Source organism: Marinobacter lutaoensis, from assembly GCF_001981305.1.
GTDB lineage: Bacteria > Pseudomonadota > Gammaproteobacteria > Pseudomonadales > Oleiphilaceae > Marinobacter > Marinobacter lutaoensis.
Genome location: NZ_MSCW01000005.1, coordinates 185,088 through 199,099 on the forward strand (window position 1 = coordinate 185,088; position 14,012 = coordinate 199,099).

Sequence of the window (14,012 nt, forward strand, 5' to 3'; positions counted from 1 at the left end):
TTCGGTTGTGGTTTGGGGAATGGCTGGGAGGCCCAGTGGGTGATTATAGGCGGGTTGATCCATAGCCTGCTACCTGTCTGCCACCAAAGGCGTAGGGTGGATCTGTCGCCTGGCAAGGGCGGGTGCAACACAACTGTCATGAAACCGGCATACCCTCCACGGAAAATCCCGCTGCTGGAGCTGTCATGCTGGGCACTGTCCGTACACGAATCCTGTTCTTCGCCTTGCTTTGCGTATGCGCCCTGGCCGGGCTGGCGACTCTGTCCTGGAGCATCATCGTCAAGGCCGAGTCTGCCGCCGACAATTTGATCGGCCATAGCCTGCAGGAATCCTGGCTGCTGGCGGACCTGGAATCCCAGCATCGGCGCCTGCAGGACCTGGCATACAAGATCAAGGCCCAGCTGCTGCTGTGGGATGAGATCGATACCGAGTTTGAAAGCCTGAAACCGGCGTTGCAGTCGACCTGGACCCAGGTGGGGGGAACGCCGGGGCTGGAATCCTGGGCCGCCGAGCACCAGGACGCGTTCGATCAGGTACAGGCACTGATGGCCGCCATGGCCAAGGGCATCGCCGAGAAAAGTTACTATCGGGTGGGGCAGGTGGTGGATTTCCAGTTGTTCCCGGCGTTGACGCCCATGTTGGCAGCAATTCAGGAACGCCAGGTGCAGAGCCGGGCAGATGTGTCCGGAGGCGCGGACGAGCTGCTGGTTTTCCTGTCCACCCAGCGCGGCTTTCTGATCGCCGGCTCCCTGGCCTTTCTGCTGGTGGTGGCGGCGATGACCGAATGGCTGCGCCGCTCGGTCATTGTGCGCCTGCAGTCCATGGAGCGGGACCTGAAGGCCATGGACGCGGAATCCGATCTGACCCGGGTTCCGGCCTTTCGGGGGCGTGACGAAGTGGCGGGGGTCAGCCGTGCCCTGGCCGGCCTGGTACAGCGATTCGAGGGCTTCATTGGCGACATCCGTACCGCGGCCAGTGGCCTTGATGAACGTTCGGCGGCGCTCGACGAGAGTGCCTCGACGCTGCAGGCGACCTCCGAGCAGACCAGCCGTCAGATCGGGGATGTCAGCCAGTGCATGAGCATCATCGCCGACCAGGCCTCGGCCATTGAGCGGGTCACCGGAGCTTCGAGCGACACCGTCTCCGAGGCGGTGCGGGCGAATTCCGAGGTCCAGGACGGACTGGTGGTGAGTGAGCGGGCGGCGGAACACACCATCGACGTGATCGAGCGCGTTTCCGGTTCCATCCGCAATCTGAACGAATCCACGGAGAAAATCGAGCAGGTGATCGGCGTGATCGCCGACATCGCCGAACAGACCAACCTGCTGGCCCTCAACGCCGCCATTGAAGCGGCCCGGGCCGGTGAGCACGGTCGCGGGTTCGCGGTGGTGGCAGACGAAGTTCGCACCCTGTCGCGCCGGACCGCGGATTCCACCCGGGATATCCGGCAATGGGTTCAGGATCTAGTGGCCGGCGTGGGCGCCGTGGATGGCCTGCTTGGCGAAATGAAGGATGCCGGCCGCCGAAACCGGGAACATCTGCTGGCCCTGAAAGCACACCTGGACCGCCTCAAGTCCTATTTTGCGGTGCTGGAGGAGCACAGTGCCGATATCGTGTCGTCGGTGGTTGCCCAGCGTGAGGAAATCGGCCGCGTCGGCCGCCGTTCCCAGGCCCTGGACGAGAGTGCCCGGGTCCTGCTGGATAATGTCCAGACCACCCGCTCGGTGAGCGAGGCGCTGCGCCAGGAATCGGGGTCCATGCGCCAGCTCATTGCCCGCTTCCGGACTGCGTCACAGTAAGGGGCTTCTACCGGCGCCGGCAAAGTCTTACCATATCCCCCACAAACCGGAGGGATAATGACCGACGATACCAGCCACAGCCCCCAGCCCGATCCACGCCAGGAACGATTCGTGGTGGACACCAGTCTGCTGACCGAAGATCAGCTGCAAGGGCTGGTTGAGGAATACTGTACCCGCTATCATGGCCTCAATGACGTCGAGGACCCGCTGTCGGAACGGGCGCGGGTGCTGGCGGCCGTCCGGAAGGGGGAGTTGGTGGTCTGGTTCGACCCGGTGGAAAATAGCGCCGGACTCGGTCGGCCTGCGTGAGGTACAATCCCGCTGTTGTTCTGGTAGTCGTGTGCGAGGTGGAAGCTTGATCAGGGTATTGGTTGTCGACGACCATGAGCTGGTGCGTTCCGGGATCAGCCGGATGCTGGCGGATAACCCCGACATTGATGTCATTGGTCAGGTCTCGTCTGGCGAGGATGCCATTGACTTTGTGCGCAGGGACCGCCCCGACATCGTGCTCATGGATATTCGCATGCCAGGCATCGGTGGCCTGGAGGCGACGCGGCGCATTCTGCGCATCGATGATTCCATCCGGGTGATCGTGGTGACGGCCTGCGCCGACGACCCGTACCCGACCCGGGTCATGCAGAGCGGCGCCATGGCATACATCACCAAGGGGGCTGATATCCAGGAAATGGTACGCGCCATCCGGATGGCCCATTCCGGACAACGCTACATCAGCCCGGAGATCGCCCAGAAAATGGCTCTGAAGCAGGTTTCGGGCGACAAGGGGGGCGAGAGCGAGCTGTCGCTGTTCGAGCGCTTGTCCGAACGGGAAATGCAGATCGCGATGATGGTGGTGGACTGCCAGAAGGTTCAGGACATCTCCGACAAGCTCTGCCTGAGCCCGAAAACCGTCAACAGCTACCGCTACCGCATTTTCGAGAAACTGGAAATCTCCAGTGATGTCGAACTGGCCCTGATGGCTGTACGGGTTGGGTTGCTGGATGCCGACAAGGTCTGAGGCGAGCAGTGGACACACCGGGGAGTTTGACGCCAGAAGCTTCCTGAAACAGCTGACCGAGCGCCCCGGCGTCTACCGGATGTACGATGCCCAGGGCCAGGTGCTCTACGTGGGCAAGGCCCGCAGCCTCAAGAAACGTGTCAGCAGTTATTTCCGCAAGACCGGTTTGACGCCGAAGACCGAGGCCCTGGTCGGCAAGATCGCTGCCATCGAAGTCACGGTGACCGGCAGCGAGACCGAGGCGCTGCTGCTGGAACAGAACCTGATCAAGTCGTTGCGTCCGCCCTACAACATCCTGTTGCGGGACGACAAATCCTACCCCTACATCTACCTTTCCTCACACAAGGACTATCCTTCGCTGACGTTCCGCCGGGGGCGCAGCAAGAAAGGCGGCGGCACCTGGTTCGGACCGTTTCCCAGTTCTGGAGCGGTCAAGGAAAGCCTTAATGTTCTGCAAAAAGTTTTCCGCGTAAGATCCTGTAGTGAAAGCTATTTCAGAAACAGGACGCGGCCCTGCCTGCAATACCAGATTCGCCGGTGTTCGGCGCCGTGTGTCGGTTATGTCACCCCCGAGGCGTATCAGGAGGACATCCGGCATGCCACCATGTTTCTGGAAGGGCGGAATCCCGCCATCCTCCGGGATCTGATGGCGGCCATGGAAGAGGCCGCCCGGCGTCTGGAATTCGAAAAGGCGGCGACCTACCGGGATCAGATCAACCATCTCCGACACGTCCAGGAGCAGCAGGCCATCGACAGCCAGGGCGGCGACGCGGACGTGATTGCCATTGCTCAGGAGGCCGGGGTGGTCTGTGTGGTGGTGATTATCGTCCGGGGCGGCCGGGTTCTGGGTACCAAGGACTACTTTCCCCGCTTCTCCATCGAGCAGACCGAGAGCGAGCTGCTGGGGGCGTTCCTCGGGCAGTATTACTTTGGCGGCAACACACGGCGGGAAATCCCCCGGGACATCCTGGTACCGGTGGCGGTGGAAGGCCAGGCACTGCTGGCCCAAGCGCTGTCGGAGGCGGCTAACCGGGAGACCCGGATTCGTGGTAATGTGCGCGGGGAGCGGCGGCGCTGGCTGGAGTTGGCCATGACCAATGCCCGGCAAACCCTGCGCACCCATCTGGCCAGCAAGGAAACCGTGTATCGCCGCTTACTGGCTCTGCGCGACCTGCTGGATCTGGCCGAGACGCCCTCGCGCATGGAGTGTTTCGACATCAGTCACAGCCACGGCGAGAATACCGTGGCCTCCTGTGTCGTGTTCGATGAGAACGGCCCGCTCAAAAGTGACTACCGGCTCTACAATATCGAAGGCGTGAAGGCCGGCGACGACTACGCGGCGATGCGCCAGGTTCTGAGCCGCCGCTACCGGAAACTGGTGGCGGGTGAGGGCAAGCGCCCGGACCTGGTCTTCATCGATGGCGGCAAGGGACAGCTGAACGTGGCGCGGGAAGTGTTCGAGGAGCTGGGGATCTCCGACATCCCGCTGATCGGGGTGGCCAAGGGGGTGACCCGCCGGGCCGGGATGGAACAGCTGATCGACGCGATGACCGGTGACGTCTTCCGGGTTCCGGCGGATTCGCCCGCGCTGCACCTGATCCAGCACATCCGGGATGAGTCCCACCGCTTCGCCATTACCGGCCACCGGTTGCGCCGGGACAAAAAACGGCGCCAGTCCACTCTGGAAGGGATTGAGGGCGTCGGTCCCAAACGCCGCCGGGAACTGATCCGCTACTTTGGCGGCATACAGGAAATCCGCAAGGCCAGCGTGGATGAGATCGCCAAGGTCCAGGGCATCAGCAAGACATTGGCGGAAACGATTTACGCGGCATTGCATGATGAATAGGAAAACCATGAACCTGCCCAACCTGCTCACGCTCTCCCGCATCGTCATGATTCCCGTGTTCGTGGTGGTGTTTTATTTGCCGGTGGAATGGCGTTACCTGGTCAGTGCGGCGATCTTCGCGCTGGCAGGCGTCACCGACTGGCTGGACGGCTACCTCGCGCGCAAGCTGGATCAGAGCACACCGTTCGGTGCCTTTCTGGACCCGGTGGCGGACAAACTGATGGTGGCGGTGGCCCTGGCGGTGCTGATCGAGGAATACGCGGCGGTGCTGCTGACCATCCCGGCCACCATCATCATCGGCCGGGAGATTGTGATTTCCGCGTTGCGGGAGTGGATGGCGGAAATCGGCAGCCGCGCCAGCGTCGCGGTTTCCTACATCGGCAAGATCAAGACCACCGCCCAGATGGCCGCGATTGTCGGGTTGCTGGCGTTTCCTCCGGGTGACGTCTGGGCCCGGGTGGCTGTGGCTCTGCTGTACATCGCGGCCGTGCTGACGCTGTGGTCGATGGTGCTCTACCTCAAAGCCGCCTGGGGCGATCTGTTCCCGGGGCAGCGGGTCTCGTCAGACCGGCAGTAGCCGGTCGGCCAGGACGTCCCGGTCCTCGGCGTCGTGGCTGGCCAACACCAGCAGCCGTCCCTCGGCTTTCTGGGCCAGCAGCAAGTCACGCAACAGTGCCCGGGCCTCGGGATCGAGCCCGGTCAGGGGTTCGTCGAGCAACAGAATGGGCTGGTCCCGGAGCAGGGCGCGCAGTACCGCGACCCGCTGGCGCTGCCCGCCTGACAGGTCGCCGGGCATTCGTTGCCCGAATCCTTCCAGCCCCAGTGCTTTCAGGCCATCCGCGATCCGCTGGCGCTGCCGGGCCGTCAGCCTGAGGCCGGGGTCCATGCCCAAGCCGAGGTTGGTGGTCACGTCCAGGTGCTCGAACAGATTGTGTTCCTGAAACACGCTGGTCATGGGCCGCGCCCAGGGGGGCGTTCCCACCAGCTCCCGCCCCCGCCACTGGATGGAACCGGCATCCGGTGTCAGGAAGCCCGCCAACAGATTCATCAGAGTGGATTTGCCCGAACCGCTGGGCCCCGCCACCGCCAGGCACTCGCCCGGAGCAAGGGTAAACTGGAATTGCCACCGGGCGCCGCCCGGATAGTGGAACGTCAGGTCGCGGACATCAAGCATGGTGGACCCTGGTCGTCGAAAGCGTGGTGGCTGGGCGGCCGGCCTTTGGCTGGCCGAGCCGGCCGAGGCTCAGGAATACCAACAACAGCATCAGACCCAGCCAGAGGGCCGTGCCGGAGGCCTGTTCGGTGCGGTAACTGCCCAGCTGCTGGAACAGCAGGACGGGCAGGGTCGGCTCCTGGGGGGCGCCGAACAACGCAATGACCCCGAAGTCGCCGAGGGAGAGGGCGATGCCGTAGGCCAGGGCCAGAGCCAGAGGCTGCTTCAGTTTTGGCCAGTACAGCCAGCGCCAGCGGTACCAACCCAGCAGTCCAAGCTGATCGGCCTGTCGCAGGCTGGCCGCGTCCAGACTGTTCAAGGGCCCGCGCAGCAGCTGTGCGACAAAGGGCAGGGCCATCAGGCCGTTGATCAGGGCCACCAGAGCCATGCCCTGTGCGGCGTCGCCAAGACTGGGCCTGAGCAGCAGGAACAGGCCGGTGCCCAGGACAATCGGGGGAACCATCAGTGGAATGGCGGTGGTCAGCGGTGACAGGGGGGCCAGATAGCGGCCGCCGCGGTTGCCAAGGGCCAACAGGCACAGGGCGGCCAGGACGGACATCAGCCCGGCCGGAAGCGCAATGGCGAAACTGCGCAGGGTGGCGTGCCAGAGCGTGGCCAGCGGGGCGCCACCCTGCAGGAACATGCCGGTCAGCCCCGGCAGGCCGCGGATCAGGACGGCGGCCAGCGGCATGACCAGAAACAGGCTGAAGACCAGCAACAGCGCCCGGTCCCGCAGAGCTCGCAGCCCGCCCTGGTCCGGACGGCGGATGGGTTCCGGCAAGCGGCGATCCGGAGCCAGCCCGCGGGTTGGCGCCCGTCGTACCAGAAGCAGCCAGAGCAGGCCGCAGAGGGCCAGTTGCACCACGGCGAGCAGGGCTGCTCGGCCAAAGTCGAACTCGAACCGGAGAGACTGGTAGATGGCCACTTCCAGGGTGGTGCTGGCCGGGCCTCCGCCCAGCGTCATGATGATGGCGAAGCTGGTGAAGCAGAGGGTGAACACAAGGGCGGTAATGCCGGGCAGTACCCGACGGATGGCAGGCCAGTCCAGGGCCAGCCAGAGCCACCGGCCACGCAGGCCCAGCTGACTGGCGATGCGGCGCCGGGGCGCGGGTACGCTTTCCAGGGCCTGCAGCAGCAGGCGTCCGGCCAGGGGTGCGTTGAAGAACACGTGGGCCAGCAGGATGCCGCCAAGCCCATAGAGGTTCCAGCCCGGCAGCCAGCCATCGGCCAGCCGGGTCAGCCAGCCTTGCCGGCCAAAGACACCGATCAGGCCGGAGACGGCGACAATGGTGGGCAGAACCAAGCTCAGTTCCATCAGTCGCAGCAGCAGGCCGCGACCGGGGAATACCGCGCGGCGGGCCAGCGCCATGGCGACGGCCAGCCCGACCGCCAGACTGAGCAGGGTCGACAGTGTCGCCTGCCAGAGTGTGAACGTCAGGACCCGGCGCAGGTAAGGCTGCTGCCAGAGCTCGGCCAGCGCTGGCAGCGGTGCCTGCCAGAACAAGGCGGCGAGGCCGGCCACGGTCATGACCAGCAGGATGCCGGCGGCCGCCAAGCCCGGCCCGATCAGCCAAGCCGGATGCCGGAACGGTGCCTGGGGCATCAGCGGCTCATGGCCTCCAACCATTCCTCCAGCCATGCCTTGCGGTGTTCGGCCACGGTGGCCGGGTCCAGGTACAGGGTTTGACTGGGCTGAATCAGCCGGTCAAACACGTCCGGGAGTTCATCGCCCAGGTCGATGGCCGGATACATGACGTTCTTGAGGGGAATCTCACGCTGGAACTCCGGTGTCAGCATGAAGGCCAGGAAACGACGGGCCAGGGCCTTGTGCCGGGACGAAGCCACCAGGGCCGCCACCTCCACCTGCAGGTAGTGGCCTTCCTCGAACGCCGCGGCCTGGTATCGATCGGTCTTGTCGATGGCCATGTGATAGGCCGGCGACGTCGAGTAGGACAGGATCATCGGCGCCTCGCCGTTCATGAACAGTGAAAAGTAGCCGTCGCTCCAGCTCTTGGTGGTGGTCAGGATCTTGCTCTTCAGCGCCTGCCATTTCTCTCCGGCTTGGTCACCATAGACCGAGCGCATCCAGAGCAGAAGGCCGAGGCCGGGCGTACTGGTTCTGGGATCCTGAATGATGATCTTGAGGTCATCCGGCGCGCCGATCAGCTCGTCCAGACTGGTGGGCGGGTTTGGCAGCTGTTCGGTGTCGTAGACGAACGCGAAGTAGCCCCAGTCGTAGGGCACGAACAGCTCGTCCCGCCAGGCCACCGGCAGCTCCAGCGCCGCCAGCGACACTTGGTGGGGAGCCAACAGGCCGGTTTGACGGGCCGTCTCCATGGTGGCGGTGTCCAGCCCCAGCACCACGTCTGCCTGGCTGGACGCGCCTTCCAGTCGCAGGCGCTGGAGGATATCGCCGCCGCTATCCAGTACCACGTACTGCAGCGTACAGTCGCACTGCTGCTCGAACGCTGCCTTGACGGCGGGGCCGGGACCCCATTCGGCGGCAAAGGAAGGGTGGGTGTAGACCGTCAGGGTCTCGTTGGCCCGGGCCTGGGCAAAAGCCGTGGCGCCCAGGACCGCCATAAGGAAAAGGGAGCGGAGTCGCATGGTCTGTGTCCTCTGGTAAATGGGGACCATGCCGCGGGCGCCGTCACTCTGGAGTGATCACTCAATCCCTTCGCCGGCATGATCCGGATCAGGTTCCGCGGGTATGGTCTCAGCCCGCTTCGCGGGCACCCCGTTGAGTGGGAGCGAGTATAGCATGGGGAGCCGTCGGGCCGTGATAACGGAAGAGCGGCGGTTGATATAAGTCATGGCAATATGCTTAGCTTCATGTTGTTATAAACAAAGATCAATATTCAACGCAGTAGGGAGATCCGAACCATGGCAGGATGTCGTGTGCAGTTTGGAGCAATCGTGGCCGCTTCCACCCTGTTGGTTGCGTGTGACTGGGTCGTCGACGGCAACGGTGGCGATGCGCGGACGTCGGAAACCGAGCCCGATCTGGTCCTTGACCCGGGTGACTATGCCGATACGCCCGTGAGCATTCGCCCCTCGTCCGATGTGGAGGCCATGTTCGGACTCTATGCCGACCTTCAGGACGGTCTGTTGCTGTCCTGGGATATTCGCGCGCGCCTGGACGATCAGGCCGGTGGAGAGAGCGGGACCACCGCCTGCGATGGCGGCGGTACCGCCACTGTGCACTACAGCGACACCGGTGAGCACTATCAGGAAGAATGGACACTGAACGATTGCGTGGTGACGACCGACAGTGAAGGAGACATCCGGCTGAGCGGCACCTTCAGCTACGATGAGCAGATCGTGGTGGACACCGCAGAGCGTTACGAGGAACAGGCAGCCGAGCACTATGACATCGAGGGCGAGATTGTCGCTTCCTCGGATCCGGTTGCGATGCGCGGCACGATCGGGTCGGTCTCGGTCAATACCTACGACTCCCTGGGCAGTCTGAGCGGGGAAACCGACACGTTCGAGATCGACGGCCTGGAGTTTCAAATCGGCTCCCAGTACATTGCCATCACCCTGGGAGACGAGTCCCTTCGAGAGGCGGATGGGGAAACGGAGATTGATTTCAATGGCAAGCTGATCGGCTCTGCCATTGAGGGCTACATCGAGGTCACCACGGACAAGACCATCCGCTGGCCGGACACCGAAGACTGCCCGATCGAAGGCGTGGTCCGGATCGAATCGGACGGGGACGCCGAGTTGCGCCTGGGAGACGACACCGGCTCCACCCGCGTTGCGGAGATCTGGGTCGACGGCCAGGCCATCGAAACCTACTCCAGCTGCGATGAGCTTGCCTTCTTCTTTGGCGGGGGCAGCGGCGGCGCACTTTGATCCCAATGGGTAACGCCCGGCAGGGGGATTGTGCAAAAAATGCCCACAACTTCCTATAAAACAAAAACTTGTAAAAAAAGTGTTGACGCCGAAAACGGAATGCGTAGAATACGCAGCCGTTGACGGGGCAACGCCCCGGGCGAACACAGAGCGGGAATAGCTCAGTTGGTAGAGCACAACCTTGCCAAGGTTGGGGTCGCGAGTTCGAGTCTCGTTTCCCGCTCCAATTTCTCTCCGGTACGCCGGTTGGAAATCCAAACTCAAGTCTCTCATTGCCCCCTGAGAGCAAAGTCCGAATCCTGGGCTTCACCCGGCGCGGTGGCAGAGTGGTTATGCAGCGGACTGCAACTCCGTGTACGCCGGTTCGATTCCGACCCGCGCCTCCATTTTCTTTCCTTTCTTCCCTCGTTTGTCTACCTTGATTCAAGGTTGGGCGTTTCATGGCCCACGCGTTCATGTCACGTTGGCATGTCAGCCTTGGGGGGATTCCTCATGGCCACGTCATTGTTCAAGGACCGGCGCGATGCCGGGCGTCAGCTGGCGGAGGTGGTGTCCGGGGTGGTGACCGACCCGGATGCCTGCGTGCTGGGGTTGCCCCGGGGCGGGATCCCGGTGGCTTACGAAATCGCACTTCGCCTCGGTCTTCCCCTGGATTTTCTGAACCTGCGCAAGCTCGGGGTGCCCTGGCAGCCGGAGTTGGCGATGGGGGCGGTCGGGGAGGATGGGGTGCCGCATCTGGATTCAGAACGGGTGACTGCGATGGCCATTACGCCGACGCAGATCCGTTCGGTCAAGGATCGGGAGCTGCGGGTGATCCAGGCGCGCGGGACGCGGTATCGCAGCCAGTGTCCGCCACTGGATGTGCAGGGGCGAACAGCGATCCTGGTGGATGACGGCATTGCCACCGGCGCGACGGTGGATCTGGCGATCGAGCAGGTGAAACGTGCCGGCGCCCACGCCATCGTGCTGGCGGTGCCGGTGGCACCTGCCGAAGCTCGCGACCGTTATGACGACCTGGTGGATCATTTCGTATGCCTGCACGAGCCGTGGACCTTCCACTGCGTGGGCGCCTGGTACGAGGATTTTGGCGAGGTTTCCGACGATGATGTGTGTCGCCTGCTGCGGGACGCGTCCGAGCGTGGCTAGCGCGGGTAGCCGGTAATCTCCCGGATTCTGCGGTAGATAGGCTGCAGGCGCGGATACATCGCCAGGTACACCTCCCGGTACAGGCGGTCATACAGTGCATGGGCTTCCGGGTCTGGCTGAAAGGTGTCCCGCACCCGCGTCATGGCGGCCACCGCGGTTGGGAAGTCCGGGTGCAGACCCAGGCCCACGGCGGCATCGATGGCCGCGCCCAAGCCTGATGTTTCGTAGGTGTGGGGTCGCTCCGCCGGCACTCCGAAAATGTCCGCGGTGAGCTGGAGCGCGGCGTCGCTCTGCGAGCCGCCCCCCGCCACCCGGAGCCGGCGAATGGGTACTCCGCTGCGCTTTTCGATGCGTTCCTTTCCTTCCCTCAGGGCATAGGCCAAGCCTTCCAGGATGGCGCGGTAGATGTGAGCCCGGGTATGCACGTCGCCAAATCCAATGATCGCCCCCTTGGCCTCTGGACCCGGTTGCCGTACCCCCGGTGACCAGTAGGGTTGCAGCATCAGGCCCATGGAGCCTGCGGGAATCTCGCGGATCAGTTCGTCAAACAGGGCTTCTGGTTCGACACCGCGTTGTTCGGCCAGTTTCTGTTCCCGAAGGCCAAATTCCCGCTTAAACCAGCTCACCATCCAGAAGCCCCGGTAAATCATCACCTCGGTAGAGTAGTGCCCGGGCCGGGCGGAGGGGTAGGGAGGCATCAGCCGCACCGGCTCGACGTAGCGGCGGCTGGTGGTGTTGATGGTGGCCGTGGTGCCGTAGCTCATACACCCGATGTCCGGCGCCAGACCACCGGAGCCCAGGATTTCGCAGGCCTTGTCGGAGGCGGCGGCGACCACCGGCAGACCTGCAGGCAGCCCAAGATGCTTGGCGGCATCGGGGGTGAGATGGCCGAGGGTTGCGCCCGGGGGAACCAGCTCCGGCAGCATGTCGCGGGTGACCGGCAAAGCGAGCCACTTGAAGTCCCGGGTGCCGGCCCAGCGCTGCCGACGGTAGTCAAACGGCAGGTAGCCCACCTGACTGCCGGTGGAGTCCCGGTACTGCCCTGTCAGACGGTAGTTCAGGTAGCCGGAGAGCAACAGGTACTTGTGGGTCCGGGGCCAGATGTCCGGCTGGTTCTGGGCAATCCAGTTGGCCTGAGCCCGCTCCCGGAAGCGGTTCACGGTGTCCTCCAGGCGGGTGAGCCGGAACAGCCAGCCCCAAGGGCCCGGCAACGGGCCGTTGACGGCGGCGTGGCGTTGGTCGAGCCAGAGAATCGCTGGGCGTAGGGGGTGGCCGTCCCGGTCGAGGTTGACCACGGTGCCCCGCTGGGTGGTGACGGTAACGCCCACCACCTGCTCGGGGCGGGCGTCGGTAGCCTGCCACACTCGGGCACAGGCATGGCCCAGTTGCTGCCAAAAATACTCCGGGTGCTGCTCGGCCCAGCCCGGGTGCTCGGAAAAGTAGGGTTCGATTTCCTGCTTGCCCTTGCCGACCAAGTTGCCGGCGATGTCGAACAGCAGGGCACGGACACTCTGGGTGCCGTTGTCGATCGCCAGGATCAGGGGCTCAGTGGTCATGCGTGGGATTCCTTGACTCGTCCGGAAGCCGGTAGGCTGCCCGGTGTATCTGTCGGTAGCGGCGGACCTCCCATTGCCAGCGTTCGTCGGTCCAGCCCAGTGCGGGCTGACAGCGCCGGCGGATGTCCGGCAACAGCGCGTCGGCGCCGTCGGGCAAGACCAGGCCGAGCCGGGTCCGTCGCAGCAGCAGATCATCCAGATGGACCACCGCTTCCCTCCGGCAGGCCCAGACCAATTCGGCCCAGAGCGTCCCGGTACCGGCGATGGGCGCCGGTTCTGCCGCCGCCATCAGCTCGTCGAGCGCTTGGCCGTGGTAGCCCAGCAGGCGCCGCCAGGTCAGGCGCGACACACCCGCCGGCCGAGGCTGAACCGCTGCGGGTCGAAACAGCGGTTGCGATTCCGGTCTGAGGCGCCCGGCCTGATCCGGGCCCAGGGCGGCGATTAGGGCCTGCCTCGCCATGGTCCGGAAGGTGGTGAGCTTGCCGCCGGCAATGGTGAGCAGACCCGCATCCTGCCACATCACGTGTTCCCGGCTTTCTCCCGAGGGTGGGCGGCGGCCCTCGCCGTCCGTCACCACCGGCCGCACGCCGGCCCAGGTGGAGACGATGTCTTGGTGGGACAGTCGGGTTCCCGGGAACAGTTCCTCGGCGATGGCCAGTAGGTAGTGGACTTCCTCCGGTGTGATCCCGGGCTCCTGATTCAGGGGGGGGGTGTGATCGAGGTCGGTGGTGCCCAATACGGTCATGCCGGACCAGGGAAAGGCAAACACCGGCCGCCGGTCACGGGGGTGCAGCAGGGACACCGCGCAGCTGACCGGCAGGCGGGACCAGGGCAACACCAGGTGGCTGCCCCGCAGAGGGCGTAGCCGCACCTTGGCCGGGTCGCGCTGGAGATCGCAGGCCCAGGCGCCGCTGGCGTTGATCACCCGTGGCGTGTGCACGGTGAAACTGCGGTCGCTTTCCTGGTCCCGCAGGACCAGTCCGCTCACCCGGCCGTCGTCCCGCCGCACCGATTCCGCCCGCACATAGTTCAGGCAAAGGGCACCGTCCCGCCGGGCCTCCTCCAGTACCCGCAAGACCAGTCGCGCGTCGTCGGTGACGGCGTCCAGAAACAGGCTGGCGCCCCGTAGGTCGGACCCGCCGAGGCCCGGAACCCAGGTTCTGGCCTCATGGCTCGGGAGCCAGCGGCGGGTTCGCACGCCGGCCATCCGGTCATAGATCCGAAGCAGCAGCTGGAACAGCCGGGGGCCAGGGAAGCGCCCCTGTCTGTGGGGCATGATGAAGGGCAGCCGTTCCACCAGCCCGGGCGCCTCGGCCAGCAGGCGTTCCCGCTCGCGCAGGGCCTCCCGGGTCAGCCCCGGGTGCCCGCGGCCAAGATAGCGCAGGCCGCCGTGCACCATTTTCGAAGAGCGGCTGGACGTGCCCCAGGCGAAGTCCCGCTGTTCCACCAGCAGGGTTCGTAACCCGCTGCCGGCGGCTTCCCGGGCAACGCCCGCGCCGGTGATGCCGCCGCCGACCACCACCACGTCAAAGGTGGCATCCCCCCGGGCCAAGTCGGAAAGTATCCGCTGTCGCTGCATGCC

The 14,012-nt window shown here is 64.7% G+C and carries 12 protein-coding genes, 2 tRNA genes and 1 riboswitch; of the genes, 9 read left to right on the top strand and 5 right to left on the bottom strand.

What is annotated here, in order from left to right; translation table 11 throughout:
- Nucleotides 1-185: 185 nt before the first annotated feature.
- Genes BTO32_RS07095 through pgsA form a run of 5 tightly spaced genes read left to right on the top strand, consistent with a single transcriptional unit; the run spans nucleotide 186 to nucleotide 5,237 of the window.
- Nucleotides 186-1,799: a methyl-accepting chemotaxis protein gene (locus tag BTO32_RS07095; RefSeq protein WP_076723931.1), complete on the top strand. Its 1,614-nt coding sequence runs from the start codon at nucleotides 186-188 to the stop codon at nucleotides 1,797-1,799.
- A 57-nt stretch (nucleotides 1,800-1,856) separates the two neighbouring features.
- Nucleotides 1,857-2,108 (top strand): YheU family protein, encoded by a 252-nt coding sequence (locus BTO32_RS07100; RefSeq protein WP_076723932.1) that lies wholly within the window; start codon nucleotides 1,857-1,859, stop codon nucleotides 2,106-2,108.
- Nucleotides 2,109-2,154: 46 nt separating this feature from the next.
- Nucleotides 2,155-2,814 carry a UvrY/SirA/GacA family response regulator transcription factor gene (gene uvrY / locus BTO32_RS07105; protein WP_076723933.1) on the top strand — a complete coding sequence of 220 codons (660 nt, stop codon included), beginning with the start codon at nucleotides 2,155-2,157 and terminating at the stop codon, nucleotides 2,812-2,814.
- Nucleotides 2,798-4,660, top strand: a complete 1,863-nt coding sequence (gene uvrC, locus BTO32_RS07110; protein ID WP_076723934.1) for an excinuclease ABC subunit UvrC — start codon at nucleotides 2,798-2,800, stop codon at nucleotides 4,658-4,660. The genes uvrY and uvrC overlap by 17 nt, the downstream gene beginning before the upstream one ends.
- 7 nt (nucleotides 4,661-4,667) lie before the next feature.
- A complete protein-coding gene (gene pgsA / locus BTO32_RS07115; protein WP_076723935.1) occupies nucleotides 4,668-5,237 on the top strand; it encodes a CDP-diacylglycerol--glycerol-3-phosphate 3-phosphatidyltransferase in 570 nt (189 codons plus the stop codon).
- On the opposite strand, the gene BTO32_RS07120 is transcribed toward pgsA, so the two are convergent.
- From BTO32_RS07120 to thiB, 3 genes are read right to left on the bottom strand one after another with little or no spacing between them, the layout of a single operon-like run.
- Complete coding sequence (locus BTO32_RS07120; RefSeq protein ID WP_076723936.1) at nucleotides 5,223-5,834, bottom strand: ATP-binding cassette domain-containing protein; 612 nt, start codon at nucleotides 5,832-5,834, stop codon at nucleotides 5,223-5,225. The genes pgsA and BTO32_RS07120 overlap by 15 nt on opposite strands.
- Nucleotides 5,827-7,476, bottom strand: a complete 1,650-nt coding sequence (gene thiP / locus BTO32_RS07125; RefSeq protein WP_076723937.1) for a thiamine/thiamine pyrophosphate ABC transporter permease — start codon at nucleotides 7,474-7,476, stop codon at nucleotides 5,827-5,829. The genes BTO32_RS07120 and thiP overlap by 8 nt, the downstream gene beginning before the upstream one ends.
- A complete protein-coding gene (gene thiB, locus BTO32_RS07130) occupies nucleotides 7,476-8,480 on the bottom strand; it encodes a thiamine ABC transporter substrate binding subunit (RefSeq protein ID WP_076723938.1) in 1,005 nt (334 codons plus the stop codon). Before thiB ends, thiP begins: the two co-directional genes overlap by 1 nt.
- A 48-nt stretch (nucleotides 8,481-8,528) precedes the next feature.
- Nucleotides 8,529-8,623: riboswitch (TPP riboswitch) on the bottom strand.
- Nucleotides 8,624-8,771: 148 nt separating this feature from the next.
- Here thiB and BTO32_RS07135 point away from each other — a divergent pair.
- The 4 genes from BTO32_RS07135 (at nucleotide 8,772) to BTO32_RS07150 (ending at nucleotide 10,874) form a co-directional block, all read left to right on the top strand.
- Complete coding sequence (locus tag BTO32_RS07135; RefSeq protein ID WP_076723939.1) at nucleotides 8,772-9,728, top strand: hypothetical protein; 957 nt, start codon at nucleotides 8,772-8,774, stop codon at nucleotides 9,726-9,728.
- Between the two features lie 150 nt (nucleotides 9,729-9,878).
- Nucleotides 9,879-9,954, top strand: a tRNA-Gly gene (locus BTO32_RS07140).
- An 86-nt stretch (nucleotides 9,955-10,040) separates the two neighbouring features.
- Nucleotides 10,041-10,114, top strand: a tRNA-Cys gene (locus BTO32_RS07145).
- A 106-nt stretch (nucleotides 10,115-10,220) separates the two neighbouring features.
- Nucleotides 10,221-10,874, top strand: coding sequence for a phosphoribosyltransferase (locus tag BTO32_RS07150; RefSeq protein WP_175618644.1), 654 nt, complete (start codon nucleotides 10,221-10,223; stop codon nucleotides 10,872-10,874).
- On the opposite strand, the gene BTO32_RS07155 is transcribed toward BTO32_RS07150, so the two are convergent.
- Nucleotides 10,871-12,430, bottom strand: a complete 1,560-nt coding sequence (locus BTO32_RS07155) for an FGGY-family carbohydrate kinase (protein WP_076723941.1) — start codon at nucleotides 12,428-12,430, stop codon at nucleotides 10,871-10,873. The genes BTO32_RS07150 and BTO32_RS07155 overlap by 4 nt on opposite strands.
- Entirely contained in the window at nucleotides 12,420-14,009 is a 1,590-nt protein-coding gene (locus BTO32_RS07160; protein ID WP_076723942.1) for a glycerol-3-phosphate dehydrogenase/oxidase, read from the bottom strand. The genes BTO32_RS07155 and BTO32_RS07160 overlap by 11 nt, the downstream gene beginning before the upstream one ends.
- Nucleotides 14,010-14,012 lie beyond the last annotated feature (3 nt).

Bases quoted from the DNA above. Each gene is read 5' to 3' on its own strand.
- BTO32_RS07100 (WP_076723932.1), top strand. From the start codon at position 1,857: ATGACCGACGATACCAGCCACAGCCCCCAGCCCGATCCACGCCAGGAA.
- BTO32_RS07155 (WP_076723941.1), bottom strand. From the start codon at position 12,430: ATGACCACTGAGCCCCTGATCCTGGCGATCGACAACGGCACCCAGAGT.
- BTO32_RS07095 (WP_076723931.1), top strand. From the start codon at position 186: ATGCTGGGCACTGTCCGTACACGAATCCTGTTCTTCGCCTTGCTTTGC.
- thiP (WP_076723937.1), bottom strand. From the start codon at position 7,476: ATGCCCCAGGCACCGTTCCGGCATCCGGCTTGGCTGATCGGGCCGGGC.
- BTO32_RS07160 (WP_076723942.1), bottom strand. From the start codon at position 14,009: ATGCAGCGACAGCGGATACTTTCCGACTTGGCCCGGGGGGATGCCACC.
- pgsA (WP_076723935.1), top strand. From the start codon at position 4,668: ATGAACCTGCCCAACCTGCTCACGCTCTCCCGCATCGTCATGATTCCC.
- BTO32_RS07150 (WP_175618644.1), top strand. From the start codon at position 10,221: ATGGCCACGTCATTGTTCAAGGACCGGCGCGATGCCGGGCGTCAGCTG.
- uvrC (WP_076723934.1), top strand. From the start codon at position 2,798: ATGCCGACAAGGTCTGAGGCGAGCAGTGGACACACCGGGGAGTTTGAC.
- BTO32_RS07120 (WP_076723936.1), bottom strand. From the start codon at position 5,834: ATGCTTGATGTCCGCGACCTGACGTTCCACTATCCGGGCGGCGCCCGG.
- thiB (WP_076723938.1), bottom strand. From the start codon at position 8,480: ATGCGACTCCGCTCCCTTTTCCTTATGGCGGTCCTGGGCGCCACGGCT.